The sequence below is a fragment of the Ruegeria sp. D4 genome (genome assembly GCF_056534475.1).
The window spans coordinates 117,567-133,642 of sequence record NZ_JBQFPJ010000001.1 but is presented as its reverse complement, the minus strand read 5'-3'; the positions used below and the strand labels follow the sequence as shown (position 1 = coordinate 133,642).

The following is a 16,076-nucleotide window of genomic DNA, read 5'->3' as shown; positions in this document are numbered from 1 at the left end:
GTTTCTGACACGATGAACCGAATTCCCGAAAAATCGGTTAAGCGGGATTTTCCGTTACTTTTGAAAGGTCTGCGCGATATCCGCGATCAGGTCTGCAAAGTTGTCAGGAGGCCTGGCCTGCCCAGTCACCCATTGATAAAGGTCCTGATCGTTTTCGTGCAGCAGCGCATCGTAGGCATCCAGACCGACCGTATCCATGCCCGCAAGGTTGCGGTCGGCATAGGCCGACAGGATCAGATCCATCTCTTTGATCCCCCGCCGCATCGAGCGCATTTTCATACGCTTGATCCGAACATCGCGTGTTTCCGTCACTGTTGAGGCTCCAACATCAGGCGGATCTTTTTCTCAAGACGCGCCGCGCGTTCGGCGCTGGCGCGCATTTCGCCGCGAATTGCGCGCAACTCGGCGGCGACGCCTGCCAACTCCAGACTTTCGGCATCCTCCTCCAAGGGGGCGCCCATCCCCTCACCTTCTCCGGTCAGCAACCACATGATCGAGACATTCACCATGCCCGCCATAATCGACAGACGGTTCGCGCGCGGTTCGGACAGATCGTTCTCCCACGCAACAATGGTCGCCTTTTTGACACCCAGCCTGCGGGCCATCTCAGACTGTGACATCCCGGCCGCTTCGCGCGCGCCTGCCAGACGATCCCCAAACGTTGCTGCATCCGGTCCGAACCAGTCGTATTCTTCAGTCATCTGGGGCTCCAAATCTATTCTTCATAGCGCTTGATCGTCATTCGGGCGCACCCTATGACAGACAGACAAAACATACAAACCGAGGCCACTCATGAGTTTCCTGTCTGCGACACTGTCACGCGTAAAACCTTCGCCCACAATCGCGATGACGGCAAAGGCGGCTGAAATGAAGGCCGCCGGACGCGACGTCATTGGCCTCAGCGCGGGCGAACCGGATTTCGACACCCCGCAGAACATCAAGGACGCGGCGGTCGCTGCCATTGCCGCCGGCAAGACCAAGTATACCGCGCCCGACGGTATCCCCGAACTCAAGCAGGCGGCCTGCGCCAAGATGAAGCGCGATCACGGGCTTGATTACACACCGGCGCAGATCTCGGTCGGAACGGGCGGCAAGCAGACGCTGTACAACGCGCTGATGGCGACGATGAATCCGGGCGACGAAGTTGTCATCCCCGCGCCGTACTGGGTCAGCTACCCGGACATGGTGCTTTTGGCCGGGGGCACGCCGGTTGTGGTCGAAGCCAAACTCGAAAACAATTTCAAGCTGACCGCCGAACAGCTTGAGGCCGCGATCACGCCGAAGACAAAGTGGTTCATCTTCAACTCTCCATCGAACCCAACTGGGGCCGGATATAGCCGGGAAGAACTGAAGGCGTTGACCGATGTGCTGATGCGCCACCCGCATGTCTGGATCATGTCGGACGATATGTATGAGCACCTGGCTTATGACGGGTTCGAGTTCTGCACCCCTGCTGAGGTTGAGCCGGGACTGTATGACCGTACGCTCACCTGCAACGGCGTATCCAAAGCCTATGCCATGACCGGCTGGCGGATCGGTTACGCCGCGGGCCCGGTCGAGATCATTGCGGCCATGCGCAAAATCCAGTCGCAATCCACCTCGAACCCGTGTTCGGTCAGCCAATGGGCCGCGGTTGAGGCACTGAACGGCACCCAGGCGTTTCTGGCCCCCAACAATGAGACCTTCAAACGACGCCGCGATCTGGTCGTCGAGATGCTGAATGAAATCGACGGCATTTCCTGCCCCACGCCCGAAGGCGCGTTCTATGTGTACCCGTCCATCGCAGGTCTGATCGGAAAGACCAGCCCTGCAGGTACCCTGATTGACAGTGACGAAACCTTTGCCACCGCATTGCTGGAGGAAGCGGACGTCGCTGTTGTCTTTGGTGCGGCCTTTGGGCTTTCGCCGAATTTCCGGATCAGCTACGCGACTTCGGACGCGGCCCTGAAAGAGGCGTGTACCCGCATTCAACGGTTTTGCGCCGCACTGACCTGATCGGAGAAAAATCTTGTCGACAGACCTGCCGGAATACTATTTCCGCGTCCGCGAAAACGGAGCGGTTGTGTTCAAAATTGATACGGCAAATCGACATCGCCGGATCGAAATGGATCAGATCGCCGTTATCAACATCCGCAATGACGACGTCAGACCGCATGGACAGCACACGCTTTCCGATGCTGACAAGGCCGAAATCCAACGCTGGATGACAGAACGTAAAGCCCTGTTGGCGGAACGTGACATTGACGACATTCACCGCGCGGTCGACTACCTGAACTTGACGACACAGTGGGCCCAGTCCAAGGCCACGGAAGAACAGCTTGAAGATGTCAGCGATCGGTTGCTGATGGCGATGCACGACCTGCGGACTGTGCTTGTAAGGAAGAAGGCCGATCGCCTGAACAAAAACTGATCAGGCCGCCGGTCTTTCGACAGGCAACCCGACCTCACGCACGGACCTGAGCCAGAAACGGGCCATCAGCATCACCGCAGCGCAGGCCAGCCCAATGACAAGGCCAAGCCAAACTCCGATACCCTCCATACCCCGCATGAAGCCAAAGTAGTAAGAGGCTGGAATGCCGATCACCCAATAGCTGAGCGCGGCCATCACCATGGGGATCTTGGCGTCCTGCACACCGCGCAACAGGCCCAGCGCGATGACCTGAGCGCCATCAACCAGCTGGAACAGGGCCGCCATGGCCAGAAGCCCGGTGCCGATCGCCAGAATCTGCGGACGCTCGGGGTTGTCCGCTTCCATGAACAGCGAAATCAACGGTTCGGCGCAGGTCAGAAACAGGATGATCGTCAGCACTGACACAACCAGCGACATCCCGGTTACGGCAATCGCGCCTTTTTCCAGGTGCGCTCGATCCTTCCGGCCCAGCGCGTTGCCTGCCCTTATGGTGGCGGCGTTTGAAAGGCCCAAATGAACCATGAACGTTGCCGAGGCGAGGTTCAGCGCAATACCGTGCGCGGCCAGCGGAACCTGCCCGATCCATCCCATCATCAGGGCCGAAGTGGCAAACAGGGAAACCTCGGCCAGCATGGTCAGGCCGATAGGAACGCCCAACCGCAGAACACTGTGGAACATTTCCCAATCCGGCCGCCAGAAACGCTGAAACAGGCTGTGTTCAGGCAAAACGCGTACCGCATAGTAGATGACGCAAATCAACGAAACGATCTGCGTCACAACCGATGCGATGGCGGCCCCCATGACACCAAGTTCCGGAGCCCCCCAATTGCCAAAGATCAGCGCGTAGTTCGTCACCGCGTTCACCAGGGCAGCGGCAACGGTAATCCACAAGACGATCTGTGTACGCTCCAACGCAGCCAGATAAGACTTCAGCACCATGACCAATAGCGCCGGGATGATCCCCCACCCTGCGACACGCAAGTACTCCGAGGCTGTTTGAGCAACCTCCGGCTCCTGCTTCAGGGCGATCAGTATGGGATAGGACCACCAAAGCAGCGGCATGATCAGGGCCGAGTAAATCAGCGACAGCCACAACCCCATGCGGGTTGATCTTCGGATGCTGGTTTCGTTCTCCTCCGCCGCGGCCGTTGCGACCATGGGCATGACCGCCAAGCCGAACCCTGCGCCGAACAGGAACAGAACAAAGTAGTAGCTGCTGGCCAACGTCACCGCCGCCAGCGCTTCGACCCCGTACCATCCCAGCATGATGGTATCGGTCAGGCCGATCGCATACTGCGCAAGATGCCCGCCGATCAGGGGCAGGCCCAGAACGGCAATCGCGCGAAAATGGCCGGGATATGACATGACTTTGCTCATCGCAACAGCCATAGGCCCGGCCATCGTCAGGGACAAGAGCCGATCAGCGAATTTTCAAACTGAGACTCCGAATTCCCCAAAGGCCAGATTGTTCATGAACGCGCTTCGGGATGTAGCGACGTACCCAGCACGTGATCCGAACGATGTATGACGTGATGCGCCTGCCCGACGATCAGGGGATCAGGCTCGTCAACCAATTCGTGATCCTTGTCCGGGTAATCCAGCGTCGACAAGAAATGCCGCATACAGTTCAGCCGCGCGCGTTTCTTGTCATTCGATTTGACGATGGTCCAGGGCGCATCGGCAGTGTCGGTGTAAAAGAACATCGCCTCCTTCGCCTCGGTATAATCATCCCATTTGTCCAGACTGGCCTTGTCGATCGGCGACAGCTTCCACTGCTTCAGCGGATCGGTTTCGCGGCTCTTGAACCGCCGCTGCTGTTCGGGCTGCGTAACCGAGAACCAGTACTTGTATAACTGGATACCTGATCGCACCAGCATCCGTTCCAGTTCGGGCGTCTGCCGCATGAACTCAAGGTATTCGTTTGGCGAACAGAACCCCATCACGCGTTCGACACCTGCCCTGTTGTACCAGGACCGGTCGTAGAACACCATTTCACCGACCGTCGGCAGCTCCTGCACATAGCGCTGATAGTACCACTGCCCCTTCTCTTCCCACGTCGGCTTGTTCAAGGCCACCACGCGGGCCTGACGGGGGTTCAGATGCTCCATGAACCGCTTGATCGTGCCGCCTTTGCCGGCCGCGTCGCGCCCTTCAAACAGCAGAACAAACCGCTGGCCCGTCTCCTGCGCCCAAAGCTGCACCTTGAGCAATTCAGCCTGAAGCTTCGCCTTTTCCGCCTCGTAGGTTTTGCGCGCCATCTTGTGGCCGTAAGGGTACTTGCCGCTCTCGAAAGCGTGCCGGATTTTCTCGGCGCATGGCTGCGCGGCATCCTGAACTTCAGCCTGTACAGTATTGATCTGAGTGGGTTTCAAGTCGGTCTGGACGATTGCCGCCATGCATATGCTCCTGGGTTTCAATGTTTCCCGGAACGCCTAGCAGAAACTCATAAAATTCGCTTTGATCGGCATCAAACTCTGACAGGCGCAACAGCCTGCCCACGCTCGCTTGCGCCCTTACCGATGGCCCCAATCGTCGGGATTGTCGGAGTTGTTTGGCGACAATCCCAAAACATCCCCCTTGGTCGAACACCCCAATCCCAAAACTGTCCGGTTGGCATAGGAAAAATAGGAACAGACCTGATTGATCTCGAGGATCTCTCCGTCGTCCCACCCCGCATCTCGCAAAGCGATCACATCGGCCTCGGTCAGTTCGGCCGGCGCTTCGGTCAGCTTGCGGGCATATCCCATCGCTGCCACCTGTGCCGCATCCAGTGGCGCCGTTTCCGGCTGTCGCGCCTCAATCGCTGCGCGTATGGCATCACCTCGCTCAGTGTCACCCAGCAACCGCTGCAACCCGTTGAAGTGATGTTCCACACAATAGCCGCACCGATTCAGCGAGCTGACCCAGACACCCAGGACTTCGAGAAACCATTTGGGAATCTGGTTGCCTGAATGGTGCAGCACGTTCTTGTAGATCGCCATGTGGCCTTCCATCGAATGCGGGCGCAGGCTGTGCGCCATCATGATATTGTCCACGTTGTTGTCCGGGCCGGTCACTCGCTCATACAGCTTTCGCAACTTACCTTTCGCCTCGTCAAACGGAATGGTTTTGATCCAGCTCATTCGCAATCCTCTCTATGGGCCAAACGCCCTTGGCCGTGAACCCTCAGCGCTCTGTCGGGATATTGATGCCAAAGGAATAGGCGGAACAAAAGTCCTGAAAACAGCAGACTAAGAAAAGCCCGGATCTGTCACGCTTGGGTCTTGCGGCAAACAAAAGTCGTAGCCGACAACGGCATCGTCATTTCGCTTGGGCCAAAAGTGCGGTGCAGAGCAGACGCCATTTCCCTGGCAACGTCATCCGAAGAAACTCCGCCTCGGGATCTGATTTCATCAATCAATGGATTCCCGAAAACCAGAGCTTTCGCAAATGTCTCGGGTGCCTCAATGCGTTTGTTCAGTCGAATGGTCTCGTACTTGATGTCACCCCATCCTGCCTCGGCAAGGTCCGCCTTGACCAACTGTGGATCACCGTAGTGAAAGGGAACCTTATAAAACCCGGGCGGATCATCCGGAAAAAACTGTCGGGCCACTTCGTGAGCCATCTGCGAAAACGGGTTCTCGGACATTGCGCTCCACACGTTGAAAACGTAACGGCCGCCGGGCTTGATAACTCGGGCTGCCTCGCGGAATGAGGCAACTTTGTCGGGAAAGAACATCACTCCAAACTGGCAAACCATAAGATCGAAACGGGCTTCCTCAAATGGTAGATCCATTGCATCCGCGACTGAGAACCGGAGATTATCGCCCTCTTCGAGTTTCTTTTTTGCCACCTCCAGCATCGGCCCGTTCAGATCCGTCACCAGCAAACTGGCGTCCTTCGGTAATCTGTCGCGCAGCTTGCCACTGACAATTCCGGTGCCAGCCGCCAGTTCGATTACATTTGCCACGGCCTCTGCACAGCATTCGTCGACAAGCCGGTCTGCATAGTCGACAAAAATATTGGGCCCTAGCCCCTTGTCGTAATGCTCAGGAATCTCTCCAACAAAACCGGACGCGCTCGTGTTCATCAACCCACTCCTTTGCAATAAGGCCGTTGCTCGAACCCAGACTAGCAAATTACCGTCGATCAGGCGAAAACTCAGCCGCCAGCACATCTATCCACAACACCTCGCGCCCCTCTTCCCCCCGCACACATCACCTGCCATAATGGAGTAAACCCAAAAACAAGAGCAGCACCCATGCCCGACGATCTGTTGACGCCCAGCGCCACCGCCGCCTATGACGCCTCCTCGATTGAGGTGCTTGAAGGGCTGGAACCGGTCCGCAAACGCCCCGGCATGTATATCGGCGGCACGGACGAACGCGCTTTGCACCACATGGTTGCCGAAATCCTCGACAACTCGATGGACGAGGCCGTGGCCGGACATGCGAACCGGATCGAGGTCGAACTGCACTCGGATTACGCTTTGACGGTGCGCGACAATGGGCGCGGTATACCGATCGATCCGCACCCAAAGTTCCCGGACAAATCGGCGCTGGAGGTCATTCTTTGCACCCTGCACGCGGGCGGTAAATTCTCGGGCAAGGCCTACCAGACCTCGGGCGGTTTGCACGGCGTGGGTGCGTCCGTTGTCAACGCTTTGTCGGATTCGATGGTCGTGCAGGTGGCGCGCGACAAACAACTGTTCGAACAGCGGTTCTCGCGCGGTATCCCGCTGGGCCCAGTTGAGAAAATCGGTGCGGCCCCCAACCGGCGCGGCACCACCGTCACCTTCCACGCGGATGAGGAAATATTCGGCCATCACCGGTTCAAGCCCGCCCGCCTGTTCAAGTCGATCCGATCCAAAGCCTACCTTTTCTCGGGCGTCGAAATCCGCTGGAAATCCGCCATCGATGATGGTGAAACCCCGACCGAGGCGAGTTTTCACTTTCCCGGCGGTCTGTCGGACTATCTGAAAGAGACCATGAACGGCTCGTCCACCTATGCCGAGCAGCCCTTTGCCGGCACCGTTGACTTTAACGAGAAATTCGGCGCCCCCGGCAAGGTCGAATGGGCGATCAACTGGACGCCCTCGCGCGACGGTTTCATCCAATCCTACTGTAACACCGTTCCCACGCCCGAAGGCGGCACTCATGTGGCCGGGTTCTGGGCCGCAGTTCTCAAAGGGATCAAGGCCTACGGGGAACTGATCAACAACAAAAAGGCCGGTCAGATCACCCGCGACGACCTGATCACAGGCGGCTGCGCCCTGGTGTCGTGTTTCATCAGTGAGCCGGAATTCGTCGGCCAGACCAAGGACCGTCTGGCCACGGTCGAGGCACAACGGTTGGTCGAAAACTCGGTCCGCGACCATTTCGATAACTGGCTGGCCGCAGACACGAAATCCGCCGGGGCGATCCTCGACTTCCTCATCCTGAGGGCCGAAGAACGCCTGCGCCGACGGGCCGAGAAGGAAACACAACGCAAGTCCGCCACTAAGAAACTTCGTCTTCCCGGCAAGTTGGTGGACTGTTCCAGTTCAACACGCGACGGTACGGAATTATTCATCGTCGAGGGCGACTCGGCGGGCGGGTCCGCCAAAATGGGCCGCGACCGCAAAACACAGGCCCTGCTGCCCCTGCGCGGCAAGATCCTGAACGTGCTGGGCGCCGCCAGTTCGAAACTGGGTACCAATGCCGAAATCAACGATCTGACGCAGGCGCTGGGTGTCGGCCTTGGCACCAGGTTCAACGTCGACGACCTGCGCTATGACAAGGTCATCATCATGACCGACGCGGATGTGGACGGGGCGCATATCGCATCGCTGCTGATGACGTTCTTCTTCACCCAGATGCGCCCGATGATCGACGCGGGCCACCTGTATCTGGCCTGCCCGCCCCTTTATCGCCTGACCCAGGGCGCCAAGCGCGTCTATTGCCTGGACGAGGCTGAGCGCGACGAGTGGCTTGAGAAAGGTCTGGGCGGCAAAGGCAAGATCGACGTGTCCCGCTTCAAGGGTCTGGGTGAGATGGACGCCAAGGATCTGAAAGAGACCACGATGGACCCGGCATCCCGCAAACTGATCCGCGTCACGATTGATGAGGACGAACCCGGCGAGACCGGCGACCTGGTCGAGCGCCTGATGGGCAAAAAACCCGAACTGCGGTTCCAATACATTCAAGAGAACGCACGGTTTGTGGAGGAGTTGGATGTTTGAAGTCAAATAATAGAAACGACCTCGAAGTCGCCTATGAGCGTGTCATAGATCGTTATCATCGCCTTAACGACATTGTCGAAGACCTAATACTCCACAAGTTAGACGAGAATAAACTGAAGTACTCAGGAGTTAAAAGCCGCGTAAAATGCATTGATAGCTTTCTCGAAAAATGCCAGAAAAAGGAATATGAACAACGCCTAGATGAATGCACAGACATCCTTGGAATTCGAGTTATTTCCTATCTTGAAAGCGATATCGAAAAGATAGAGTCTATAGTTTGCGATCTCTTTAGCGTTAACGAAAAAGATTCGATAGACAAGAGAAGACCAGAAAGCACTCGCGAATTTGGCTACAGATCCTTACACCTAATTTGTAAGCTTGGGGATGCGAGAAGTAGTTTACCTGAGTACTCCGACTTGCACGCATTAGAGTTTGAAGTTCAAATTCGTACAGCCCTACAAGACACCTGGGCTGAGATTGAGCACGCTTTCAATTACAAATCCAAAGCCGCTCTTCCTGCTGCTTTAGAGCGTAAGTTGTTTGGCGCTTCTGCCGTATTAGAAACCGTAGACGCGACCCTCGCAACTGTAACGAAAGAAGCAAACGAATATTTTGAGCTAGTAGCCAGCGGCGCTACTGGCCACGGTTCAGACCCTTTAACGAGCGTTGGAATTGAAGCGTTTGTTAAGAGCTACGTGGAAAAAAACAGTATTCCAAACATTGATGATAACCCCAAATATAAGAACTGGAGTGAAACCGCCATTGTTGAGTTAGAGAAATTTGGAATCGAAACTCTCGCTGACCTCGATGAGCTCATGAATTCCATTCCACAAAGAAACTATCTTAGCTTTATTAATAGCAATAACAAATTCAATCCGATTCAGATTGTTCGAATTCCAATGATTTTTTCAGACCCGAAGAAATTTTTCGAAAAAATCGATACTTCAACTCTTCCAAATGTTGGTTCAAGAGTTGCTGGTCTGGTACAGGAAGAGCATCCTGACCTAGACATACGCGACTTGCTTGAGAAGAATGGGTTTCCAGCGATCGGAGATGATTAGCAAGCGTAGGATGGGTTTCTAACCCATCAATTTTTCCACATCTAGATGGATGAAACACCCATCCTAATTCACCACAGTTCTCGTGCAAGACGCGAGCGCGAATGTGCAACACCTCAACGCGCCGGTAGGCCGGACTTCAGCCCGGCACACCGCAACCCCCTTGCCTAACCCGTTGACCCCGTTCACACTTGCGCACAATCCGTCATAGAAGAACGACATTTGAGGTTCCGAGCGTCCAAGACCCAATTTCAACGAACACGAGATTTCGAACGGGAGGACGACATGAAATCATTAACCCTCGGGCTGGCCTTTGCCGTGCTGGCCAGCCAGGCAAACGCGCAGCAGGCTCTGCTCACCGCGTCACCAATTCCGGTCGGGGCAGAGTTACGGTTCTGCTACTATCAGGGCATGGCCTATTCACTGGATTCCTTCGTAGTGATCTCGGGCGACAACACCGTCACCACTACCTCAACATCGCGAGAGGAACATCTGCTCCGCTGTGTCAAACGGGATGATGGCACGATGAGCTGGCGGCCACAAAGCAGCTTTCAGACCAGCCGGTGATGCAATGGCGGGCCTGCTAGCCCACCTTTCCATCCAACCAATCGGCAATCTGCCCGGCGGGTTTTTCCCAGCCGGGTTCCATGAACAGAAAATGCGCGTGATCCTTTACGGGCATAAAGGTCGCGCGGTCTCCGTACAATTCCGCCAAAGCGCGGCAGGTGTCAGGGTTCACCGCCCGATCCTCGGTGCCTGAAACGATCAGCACGGGGCAGTCGACCTTGTCGATGTCGACCTTCATTGCGTGGTGGTCGTCGAACATCCAGAAGAACATCTCGAACATCACCCGGCCGCTTTCGGCGCCCAACTGGTCAAACACCGCGTGTTGTTGCGCCTCGGGCATCTTGTTCAGCGCAAAGGGCGCCATCAGGTCGAACTCGACTCGCATGGGTTGCTTCCAGAACGCCCCGCCCTCCATCAGCGCGCGGGGGATGGCCCGTTCGTCGTCGGTTTCGGGCAAGGTGCCCCACGCTGCATTCGGGTTGATCAGCACGATGGCGCTGGCCAACCCGCGCGCCGCCACCTGCTGGGCCACCACGCCCGCAATCGCATGGCCAAGGAGAACCGGCTTTCTGTCCAGTCCCTTCACAAGTTCCGCGATGTCGTCCGCATAATCCGTCACACTGGTATCGGTCAGGCCCGGATCAGGCTCGGCCTTCGGATCTCCGCCATGATGTCGCAATGCGGGGGTGTGCACGGTCCAACCCCTGTCGCGGAAGAAACCCGCGTAATCCTGCATGCACCAAGGCCCGGCAAAGGCCCCGTGGATCAGAACAATCTCTTTGGTCATGAAAACGCTCCCTCATCACTCCGACTCAATATGAGAGATCGGGGGCGCACTCAGCAAGATGGTCTTGGGGGGATTAAACGGCCAGCCCGATCAGCGCCACGCCAACGGCCATCAGAACCGCGGCCCCCAGCCGCCGCATCCAGTTGCCTTCTTTCAGGAAAATGAACCCGATCAGCGCCGCGAAGATGACCGAGGTTTCGCGCAGCGCCGAAACCGCGCCCAGTGGGGCAAAGTTCTTGGCGTAAAGCACCAACCCATAGGCCGCCATCGACACCAGGCCGCCCAACAGGCCAACAACCCACACGTTAATAGGATAATCCGCCAGTTTCTTTCGCCTGCGGATGCCGACGAATCCGGCAATAAACAGGTGCAGAAAAGCCCCCCAGGCCCAGTAGCTGAGCGTGTTTCCCGACAAGCGCACCCCGATCCCGTCGAACACCGAATAGATCGAGATACACACCCCTGTGCCTATCGCGAACAACAGCGTCGAGCGCCCGAGCCCCGAACGCAATGCCCTCCAGTTGCTGAGCTGGATACCAACCGCGATCAGAGCAATCCCGGCCCAAGCCTGCAGGGGCAGCATTTCGCCCACCAACAGCATCGCCCAGAGGGACACCAGCGCCGGTACGATCCCGCGGGCGATGGGATAGACGACGCTCAGGTCACCGTGCTGATACGCCTTGCCCAGCATGAAATAGTACCCAAAATGCACGAAGGTCGAGATCAGGATGTAGGGGAAGCTCTCGGCGCTGGGCATGGGCAGCATGACAACCATGATCGCACCGGGAATAGCCTGCCCAAGAGCCACCAAGCCCATCGTCGTGGTTCGGTCGGCCGCAGATTTGACTATTGCGTTCCAAACTGCATGCAGCATTGCAGCCGCCAAAGTGATGGCGATGACAAACGGGGTCACGTCCGAACCTTTCGTGAAACAAAACCGGCCCGCAAAACGGGCCGGTGTCCTATTGTCACAAAGAGAGGTGGATCACAACGCGGTGTTAAAGAGGTTTGTGAGGTTCTCTTGGGTAAGTTCGACCGGGTTTCCGCCACAGGAGGGGTCGATGAGTGCGCCCTGGACGAGGTCCGGGATTGCGGATTCGGTGACGCCCAGTTCGGAGAGCTTGCGCGGGATGCAGAGGCTGTCGTTGAAGTCCTGCACAAAGGCGCGGAAGCCGTCAAATCCGCCATCGATGCCCAGATAGGCCGCGGCCTGCGCGAACCGGTCGGCGATGGCGGGGGCGTTGAAGTCCAGCACGGCGGGCATACAGACCGCGTTGGTGGTGCCGTGATGGGTGTTGAAGTGCGCGCCGACCGGGTGGCTCATGGCGTGGATCGCGCCCAGGCCCTTCTGGAAGGCGGTGGCGCCCATGGCGGCGGCGCTCATCATCTGGGCGCGGGCCTCGATATCGGTGCCGTCGGCATAGGCGCGCGGCAGGTAATCCTTGACCAGGCGCATCCCTTCCAAAGCGATGCCCTGGCTCATCGGATGGTAGTGCGGGCTGGAATAGGCCTCGACACAATGGGCAAAGGCATCCAGCCCGGTACCTGCGGTGATGAACCTGGGCATGCCCACGGTCAGTTCCGGATCGCAGATCACCACCGTGGGCAGCACTTTCGGGTGGAAGATGATCTTCTTGGCGTGCGTCTCGGAATTGGTGATGACGCTGGCGCGACCTACCTCCGACCCGGTGCCTGCCGTTGTTGGCACCGCGATGATCGGGGCGATGGCATCGGCATCGGCGCGGGTCCACCAGTCGCCAATGTCTTCAAAATCCCAGACTGGCCGCGTCTGACCTGCCATGAAGGCCACCATCTTGCCCAGATCCAGACCCGAGCCGCCGCCAAACGCTATCACCCCGTCATGGCCACCCGCGTTGTAAGCCGCGACACCGGCCTCAAGGTTCTTCTCATTCGGGTTCGGGTCCACGTCGCTGAACAGGCCGCGCCCCAGACCGGCGGCCTCCATGATATCCAGCGTTGCCTTGGTGATCGGCAGATCGGCCAACCCCTTGTCGGTGACCAGCAGCGGGCGTTTCATCCCCGCCGCCACACAGGCATCGGGTAGTTCCCTGATGCGGCCGGCGCCAAACTTGATTGCGGTCGGATAGGACCAGTTTCCAACAAGACTCATTTCAGAGTTTCCTTCAAAGCAGGGGCCCACCCCGGAGAGGGAATAATCGGGGCAGGCAAGTCATTTTCAGCCGGTCACCTTTTTCAGGTGGTAGGATTTCGGACGGGTCAGGTTGTGATAGCCGATGACGGACAACCCCCCGCCCCGCCCGGTATTCTTGCAGCCGGTCCAGCACAGGCCCGGATCCAGATAATCGGCCCGGTTCATGAAGACCGTCCCGGTCTCGATCTGGTCGCCAACCCGCGCCGCACGGTCCACATCGCGGGTCCAGAGGCTGGCGGTCAGGCCAAATTCGCTGTCATTCATCAGCGCGATGGCTTCTTCGTCCGAGGACACTTTCATGATGCCAACGACGGGGCCAAAGCTCTCGTCCCGCATCACCCGCATGTCATGGGTGACGCCTGTAAGAATCTGGGGTGTCAGATAGGCGCCGCCATCATCCTCGGGGAAAGTGTCGATATGCGCCACCGCGCCAGCCGCAACCGCCTCGGCAATCTGCGCCCGCACCTCGTCGGCAAAGCGCACATTCGCCATCGGACCAATTGTCGTCCCGGTATCCAGCGGGTTGCCCAGCTTATAACCTTTCACAGCCTCAACCGCCTTGGCAACGAAGTCATCATACAGGCTATCATGGACGTAAATCCGCTCAATCCCGCAGCAGCACTGGCCCGAATTGAACATCGCCCCGTCGATCAGCGTATCAACTGCCGCGTCCAGATCGGCATCCTCCATGACATAGCCCGGATCCTTGCCGCCCAGTTCCGTGCCGACACCGGTGAATGTCCCTGCCGCCGCGCGTTCCATCGCCCGACCGCCCCCGACCGAGCCGGTGAAGTTCACGAAGTCGAACGCATTGCCAGCGATCAGATCATTGGTCACGTCATGGCTCAGAAAAACATTCTGGAACACATCCTCGGGCACACCTGCCGAATAGAAGGCCTGCGCCATACGCTCCCCCACCAGCAGGGTCTGCGTGGCATGTTTCAGGATCACAGTGTTGCCCGCGATCAGCGCCGGTGCCACCGTGTTGATTGCGGTCATGTAGGGGTAGTTCCACGGCGCCACCACAAACACGACCCCGTGCGGGATGCGCTTGATATAGCGCCTGAACGTCTCATCCTCGCCCACCGCGATATCGGCCAGAGAGGTTGCGGCAATCTCGGCCATGTAACTGGCGCGCTCATTGAAGCCGCCGAACTCACCGCCATAGCGCACCGGGCGACCCATCATATGAGCCAATTCCGGCACGATCTCGTCATTCATCGCGCCAACGGCGGCTACGCCCGCCATTACAAGATCAATCCGCTCCTGCAACGGCCGCGCCGCCCAGCCCGCCTGCGCCGCGCGGGCCTTTGCGGCCAGCTCAAACGCAGCTTCGCGCGACAGCACTTCCCGCTCGGCAAAAACCGATCCATCGACCGGAGAGATACACTTCAGTGTCTGGGCCATCCCAACCTCTTGACTGTTCGCAGGGCGCGCCCTGCTTCATCTTTTTCCAAATACTCTCGCCGAAGGCACCCGGGCGCGCAGCGCCCGCTCTCCCCTAGCCTACGCCCGCTCGAAGCCCCGGGCCACTTCCCAATCCGTCACCACGCGCTCGAATTCCTCAATCTCGACCTCGGCCGCGCGGGTATAGTGATCCACCACATCATCCCCCATAGCCCCGCGCAACATCGCCGAGCCATGCAGCGCGTTGCGCGCATCCTTCAAAGTGCCGGGGATCATGCCCGTGTCGCCCTGATAGACATCGCCCCTTGCAGGCGGTTGCAGCTCCAGCCCCTCTTCGATACCCGCAATCCCGGCCGCCAACATTCCGGCCATCGCCAGATAGGGGTTCATGTCCGACCCAGGGATCCGGCACTCCACCCGAACCGCCTTGGTGCCATCCCCGCACAGGCGGAACCCGGCGGTGCGGTTGTCAACCGACCAGATGATCCGCGTCGGCGCAAAGGTGCCCTTCATGAACCGCTTGTAGCTGTTGATGTAAGGCGCCATGAAGTACGTGTAATCGGCGGCGTATTTCAGCAGGCCCGCCATGTAGCTTTTCATCAGCGCCGACATGCCCAGCTCATCTTCCGCGTCATAAAACGCGGGCTTGCCATCGGCCCAAAGCGACTGGTGCACGTGGGACGAACTGCCCACCTTGTCGTGATGCCATTTCGGCAGGAACGTCGCCGCATGGCCATGCTGCCAGGCGATCTCTTTCACCGCGTTTTTGGCAATCGAGTGATATTCCGCCGTATCCATCGCCGGAGCGTATTTGATGTTCAGCTCTTCCTGCCCGGTCTCGGCCTCACCCTTCGAGTTTTCGACCGGAATGCCCGCATTCCACAGATGGTTGCGGATCGGTCGCATCACATGCTCTTCCTTGGTGGTCTGCAGGATGTGATAATCCTCGTTATAGCCCGAGATCGGTTGCAGATCGCGGAACCCCTCCTTGCGGATCGCATCAAAGCTCTTTTCGAACAGGAAAAACTCCAGCTCGGTGGCGCACATCGCCTCATAGCCCATCGCCTTCAGGCGGTTCACCTGCTTCTTCAGGATCGAACGCGGCGCATGCGGCACCTCTTCATGCGTGTGATGATCCAGCACATCGCACATCACCATCACCGTGCCCTCCAGCCACGGCACCGGGCGCAACGTGCCCAGATCCGGCTTCATCACATAGTCGCCATACCCCCGCTCCCAGCTGGTCGAGGCATACCCATCCGGCGTCCCCATCTCGAGGTCCGTCGCCAGCAGATAGTTGCAGCAATGCGTCTCTTCCCACGCACCCGCAACAAAATGACCCCCATGAAACCGCTTCCCCATCAAACGGCCCTGCATGTCAACAAAACAAACCAAGACTGTATCAATGTCACCGGATGCGACCTGGGATTTCAGGGTTTCGAATGTCAAAGTTGCGGTCATGAAACAAACCTCTA

The 16,076-nt window shown here is 58.0% G+C and carries 16 protein-coding genes; 5 read left to right on the top strand and 11 right to left on the bottom strand.

Translation table 11 applies throughout. The annotated features are described in order from the left end of the window. Positions 1–54 precede the first annotated feature (54 nt). Together ACR0MI_RS00670 and ACR0MI_RS00665 are read right to left on the bottom strand one after the other, a co-directional pair. On the bottom strand, positions 55–312 hold the full coding sequence (locus ACR0MI_RS00670; RefSeq protein ID WP_170610127.1) for a succinate dehydrogenase assembly factor 2: 258 nt from the start codon (positions 310–312) through the stop codon (positions 55–57). Beyond that, a complete protein-coding gene (locus ACR0MI_RS00665; RefSeq protein ID WP_170610125.1) occupies positions 309–701 on the bottom strand; it encodes a helix-turn-helix domain-containing protein in 393 nt (130 codons plus the stop codon). The genes ACR0MI_RS00670 and ACR0MI_RS00665 overlap by 4 nt, the downstream gene beginning before the upstream one ends. A 91-nt stretch (positions 702–792) precedes the next feature. Here ACR0MI_RS00665 and ACR0MI_RS00660 point away from each other — a divergent pair, with 91 nt between their 5' ends. Both ACR0MI_RS00660 and ACR0MI_RS00655 read left to right on the top strand, forming a co-directional pair. Next, complete coding sequence (locus ACR0MI_RS00660) at positions 793–1,995, top strand: pyridoxal phosphate-dependent aminotransferase (RefSeq protein WP_170610123.1); 1,203 nt, start codon at positions 793–795, stop codon at positions 1,993–1,995. A 13-nt stretch (positions 1,996–2,008) separates the two neighbouring features. Beyond that, positions 2,009–2,410 carry a hypothetical protein gene (locus ACR0MI_RS00655; protein ID WP_170610121.1) on the top strand — a complete coding sequence of 134 codons (402 nt, stop codon included), beginning with the start codon at positions 2,009–2,011 and terminating at the stop codon, positions 2,408–2,410. Here the strand turns inward: ACR0MI_RS00655 and ACR0MI_RS00650 are convergent, their stop codons facing one another. The 4 genes from ACR0MI_RS00650 to ACR0MI_RS00635 all read right to left on the bottom strand — a co-directional run bounded on the left by ACR0MI_RS00650 (position 2,411) and on the right by ACR0MI_RS00635 (position 6,479). Beyond that, positions 2,411–3,787, bottom strand: coding sequence for an MATE family efflux transporter (locus tag ACR0MI_RS00650; protein ID WP_170619122.1), 1,377 nt, complete (start codon positions 3,785–3,787; stop codon positions 2,411–2,413). A gap of 92 nt (positions 3,788–3,879) precedes the next feature. Continuing rightward, positions 3,880–4,806 (bottom strand): polyphosphate kinase 2, encoded by a 927-nt coding sequence (gene ppk2, locus ACR0MI_RS00645; RefSeq protein WP_480853364.1) that lies wholly within the window; start codon positions 4,804–4,806, stop codon positions 3,880–3,882. Between the two features lie 117 nt (positions 4,807–4,923). After that, complete coding sequence (locus ACR0MI_RS00640; protein WP_170610115.1) at positions 4,924–5,532, bottom strand: peroxidase-related enzyme; 609 nt, start codon at positions 5,530–5,532, stop codon at positions 4,924–4,926. Between the two features lie 128 nt (positions 5,533–5,660). Further along, positions 5,661–6,479 carry a class I SAM-dependent methyltransferase gene (locus tag ACR0MI_RS00635; protein WP_170610114.1) on the bottom strand — a complete coding sequence of 273 codons (819 nt, stop codon included), beginning with the start codon at positions 6,477–6,479 and terminating at the stop codon, positions 5,661–5,663. Between the two features lie 171 nt (positions 6,480–6,650). Between ACR0MI_RS00635 and parE the strand changes: the two genes are divergently transcribed. From parE to ACR0MI_RS00620, 3 genes are all read left to right on the top strand, one after another. Beyond that, complete coding sequence (gene parE / locus ACR0MI_RS00630) at positions 6,651–8,609, top strand: DNA topoisomerase IV subunit B (RefSeq protein WP_170610112.1); 1,959 nt, start codon at positions 6,651–6,653, stop codon at positions 8,607–8,609. Then, positions 8,606–9,670, top strand: coding sequence for a GTP pyrophosphokinase (locus ACR0MI_RS00625; protein ID WP_480853361.1), 1,065 nt, complete (start codon positions 8,606–8,608; stop codon positions 9,668–9,670). The genes parE and ACR0MI_RS00625 overlap by 4 nt, the downstream gene beginning before the upstream one ends. Positions 9,671–9,952: 282 nt before the next feature. Then, the gene (locus ACR0MI_RS00620; RefSeq protein ID WP_170610108.1) at positions 9,953–10,234 is read left to right on the top strand and encodes a hypothetical protein; all 282 of its coding nucleotides are present in this window, start codon (positions 9,953–9,955) and stop codon (positions 10,232–10,234) included. 16 nt (positions 10,235–10,250) lie between these two features. Here ACR0MI_RS00620 and ACR0MI_RS00615 read toward each other — a convergent pair whose 3' ends face one another. The 5 genes from ACR0MI_RS00615 to ACR0MI_RS00595 form a co-directional block, all read right to left on the bottom strand. Beyond that, positions 10,251–11,021: an alpha/beta fold hydrolase gene (locus ACR0MI_RS00615; RefSeq protein ID WP_170610107.1), complete on the bottom strand. Its 771-nt coding sequence runs from the start codon at positions 11,019–11,021 to the stop codon at positions 10,251–10,253. A 73-nt stretch (positions 11,022–11,094) separates the two neighbouring features. Beyond that, entirely contained in the window at positions 11,095–11,934 is an 840-nt protein-coding gene (locus tag ACR0MI_RS00610) for a DMT family transporter (RefSeq protein ID WP_170816613.1), read from the bottom strand. 72 nt (positions 11,935–12,006) lie between these two features. Continuing rightward, positions 12,007–13,152 carry an iron-containing alcohol dehydrogenase gene (locus ACR0MI_RS00605; RefSeq protein WP_170610103.1) on the bottom strand — a complete coding sequence of 382 codons (1,146 nt, stop codon included), beginning with the start codon at positions 13,150–13,152 and terminating at the stop codon, positions 12,007–12,009. 66 nt (positions 13,153–13,218) lie between these two features. Further along, complete coding sequence (locus ACR0MI_RS00600; protein WP_170610101.1) at positions 13,219–14,601, bottom strand: aldehyde dehydrogenase family protein; 1,383 nt, start codon at positions 14,599–14,601, stop codon at positions 13,219–13,221. Positions 14,602–14,700: 99 nt separating this feature from the next. Continuing rightward, positions 14,701–16,062 (bottom strand): glutamine synthetase family protein, encoded by a 1,362-nt coding sequence (locus tag ACR0MI_RS00595; RefSeq protein WP_170816614.1) that lies wholly within the window; start codon positions 16,060–16,062, stop codon positions 14,701–14,703. Between the last annotated feature and the right edge of the window lie 14 nt (positions 16,063–16,076).

Coding starts and splice junctions, on each gene's coding strand:
- ACR0MI_RS00660 (WP_170610123.1), top strand. CDS start 793: ATGAGTTTCCTGTCTGCGACACTGTCACGCGTAAAACCTTCGCCCACA.
- ACR0MI_RS00615 (WP_170610107.1), bottom strand. CDS start 11,021: ATGACCAAAGAGATTGTTCTGATCCACGGGGCCTTTGCCGGGCCTTGG.
- parE (WP_170610112.1), top strand. CDS start 6,651: ATGCCCGACGATCTGTTGACGCCCAGCGCCACCGCCGCCTATGACGCC.
- ppk2 (WP_480853364.1), bottom strand. CDS start 4,806: ATGGCGGCAATCGTCCAGACCGACTTGAAACCCACTCAGATCAATACT.
- ACR0MI_RS00595 (WP_170816614.1), bottom strand. CDS start 16,062: ATGACCGCAACTTTGACATTCGAAACCCTGAAATCCCAGGTCGCATCC.
- ACR0MI_RS00640 (WP_170610115.1), bottom strand. CDS start 5,532: ATGAGCTGGATCAAAACCATTCCGTTTGACGAGGCGAAAGGTAAGTTG.
- ACR0MI_RS00600 (WP_170610101.1), bottom strand. CDS start 14,601: ATGGCCCAGACACTGAAGTGTATCTCTCCGGTCGATGGATCGGTTTTT.
- ACR0MI_RS00635 (WP_170610114.1), bottom strand. CDS start 6,479: ATGAACACGAGCGCGTCCGGTTTTGTTGGAGAGATTCCTGAGCATTAC.
- ACR0MI_RS00605 (WP_170610103.1), bottom strand. CDS start 13,152: ATGAGTCTTGTTGGAAACTGGTCCTATCCGACCGCAATCAAGTTTGGC.
- ACR0MI_RS00620 (WP_170610108.1), top strand. CDS start 9,953: ATGAAATCATTAACCCTCGGGCTGGCCTTTGCCGTGCTGGCCAGCCAG.
- ACR0MI_RS00665 (WP_170610125.1), bottom strand. CDS start 701: ATGACTGAAGAATACGACTGGTTCGGACCGGATGCAGCAACGTTTGGG.
- ACR0MI_RS00650 (WP_170619122.1), bottom strand. CDS start 3,787: ATGAGCAAAGTCATGTCATATCCCGGCCATTTTCGCGCGATTGCCGTT.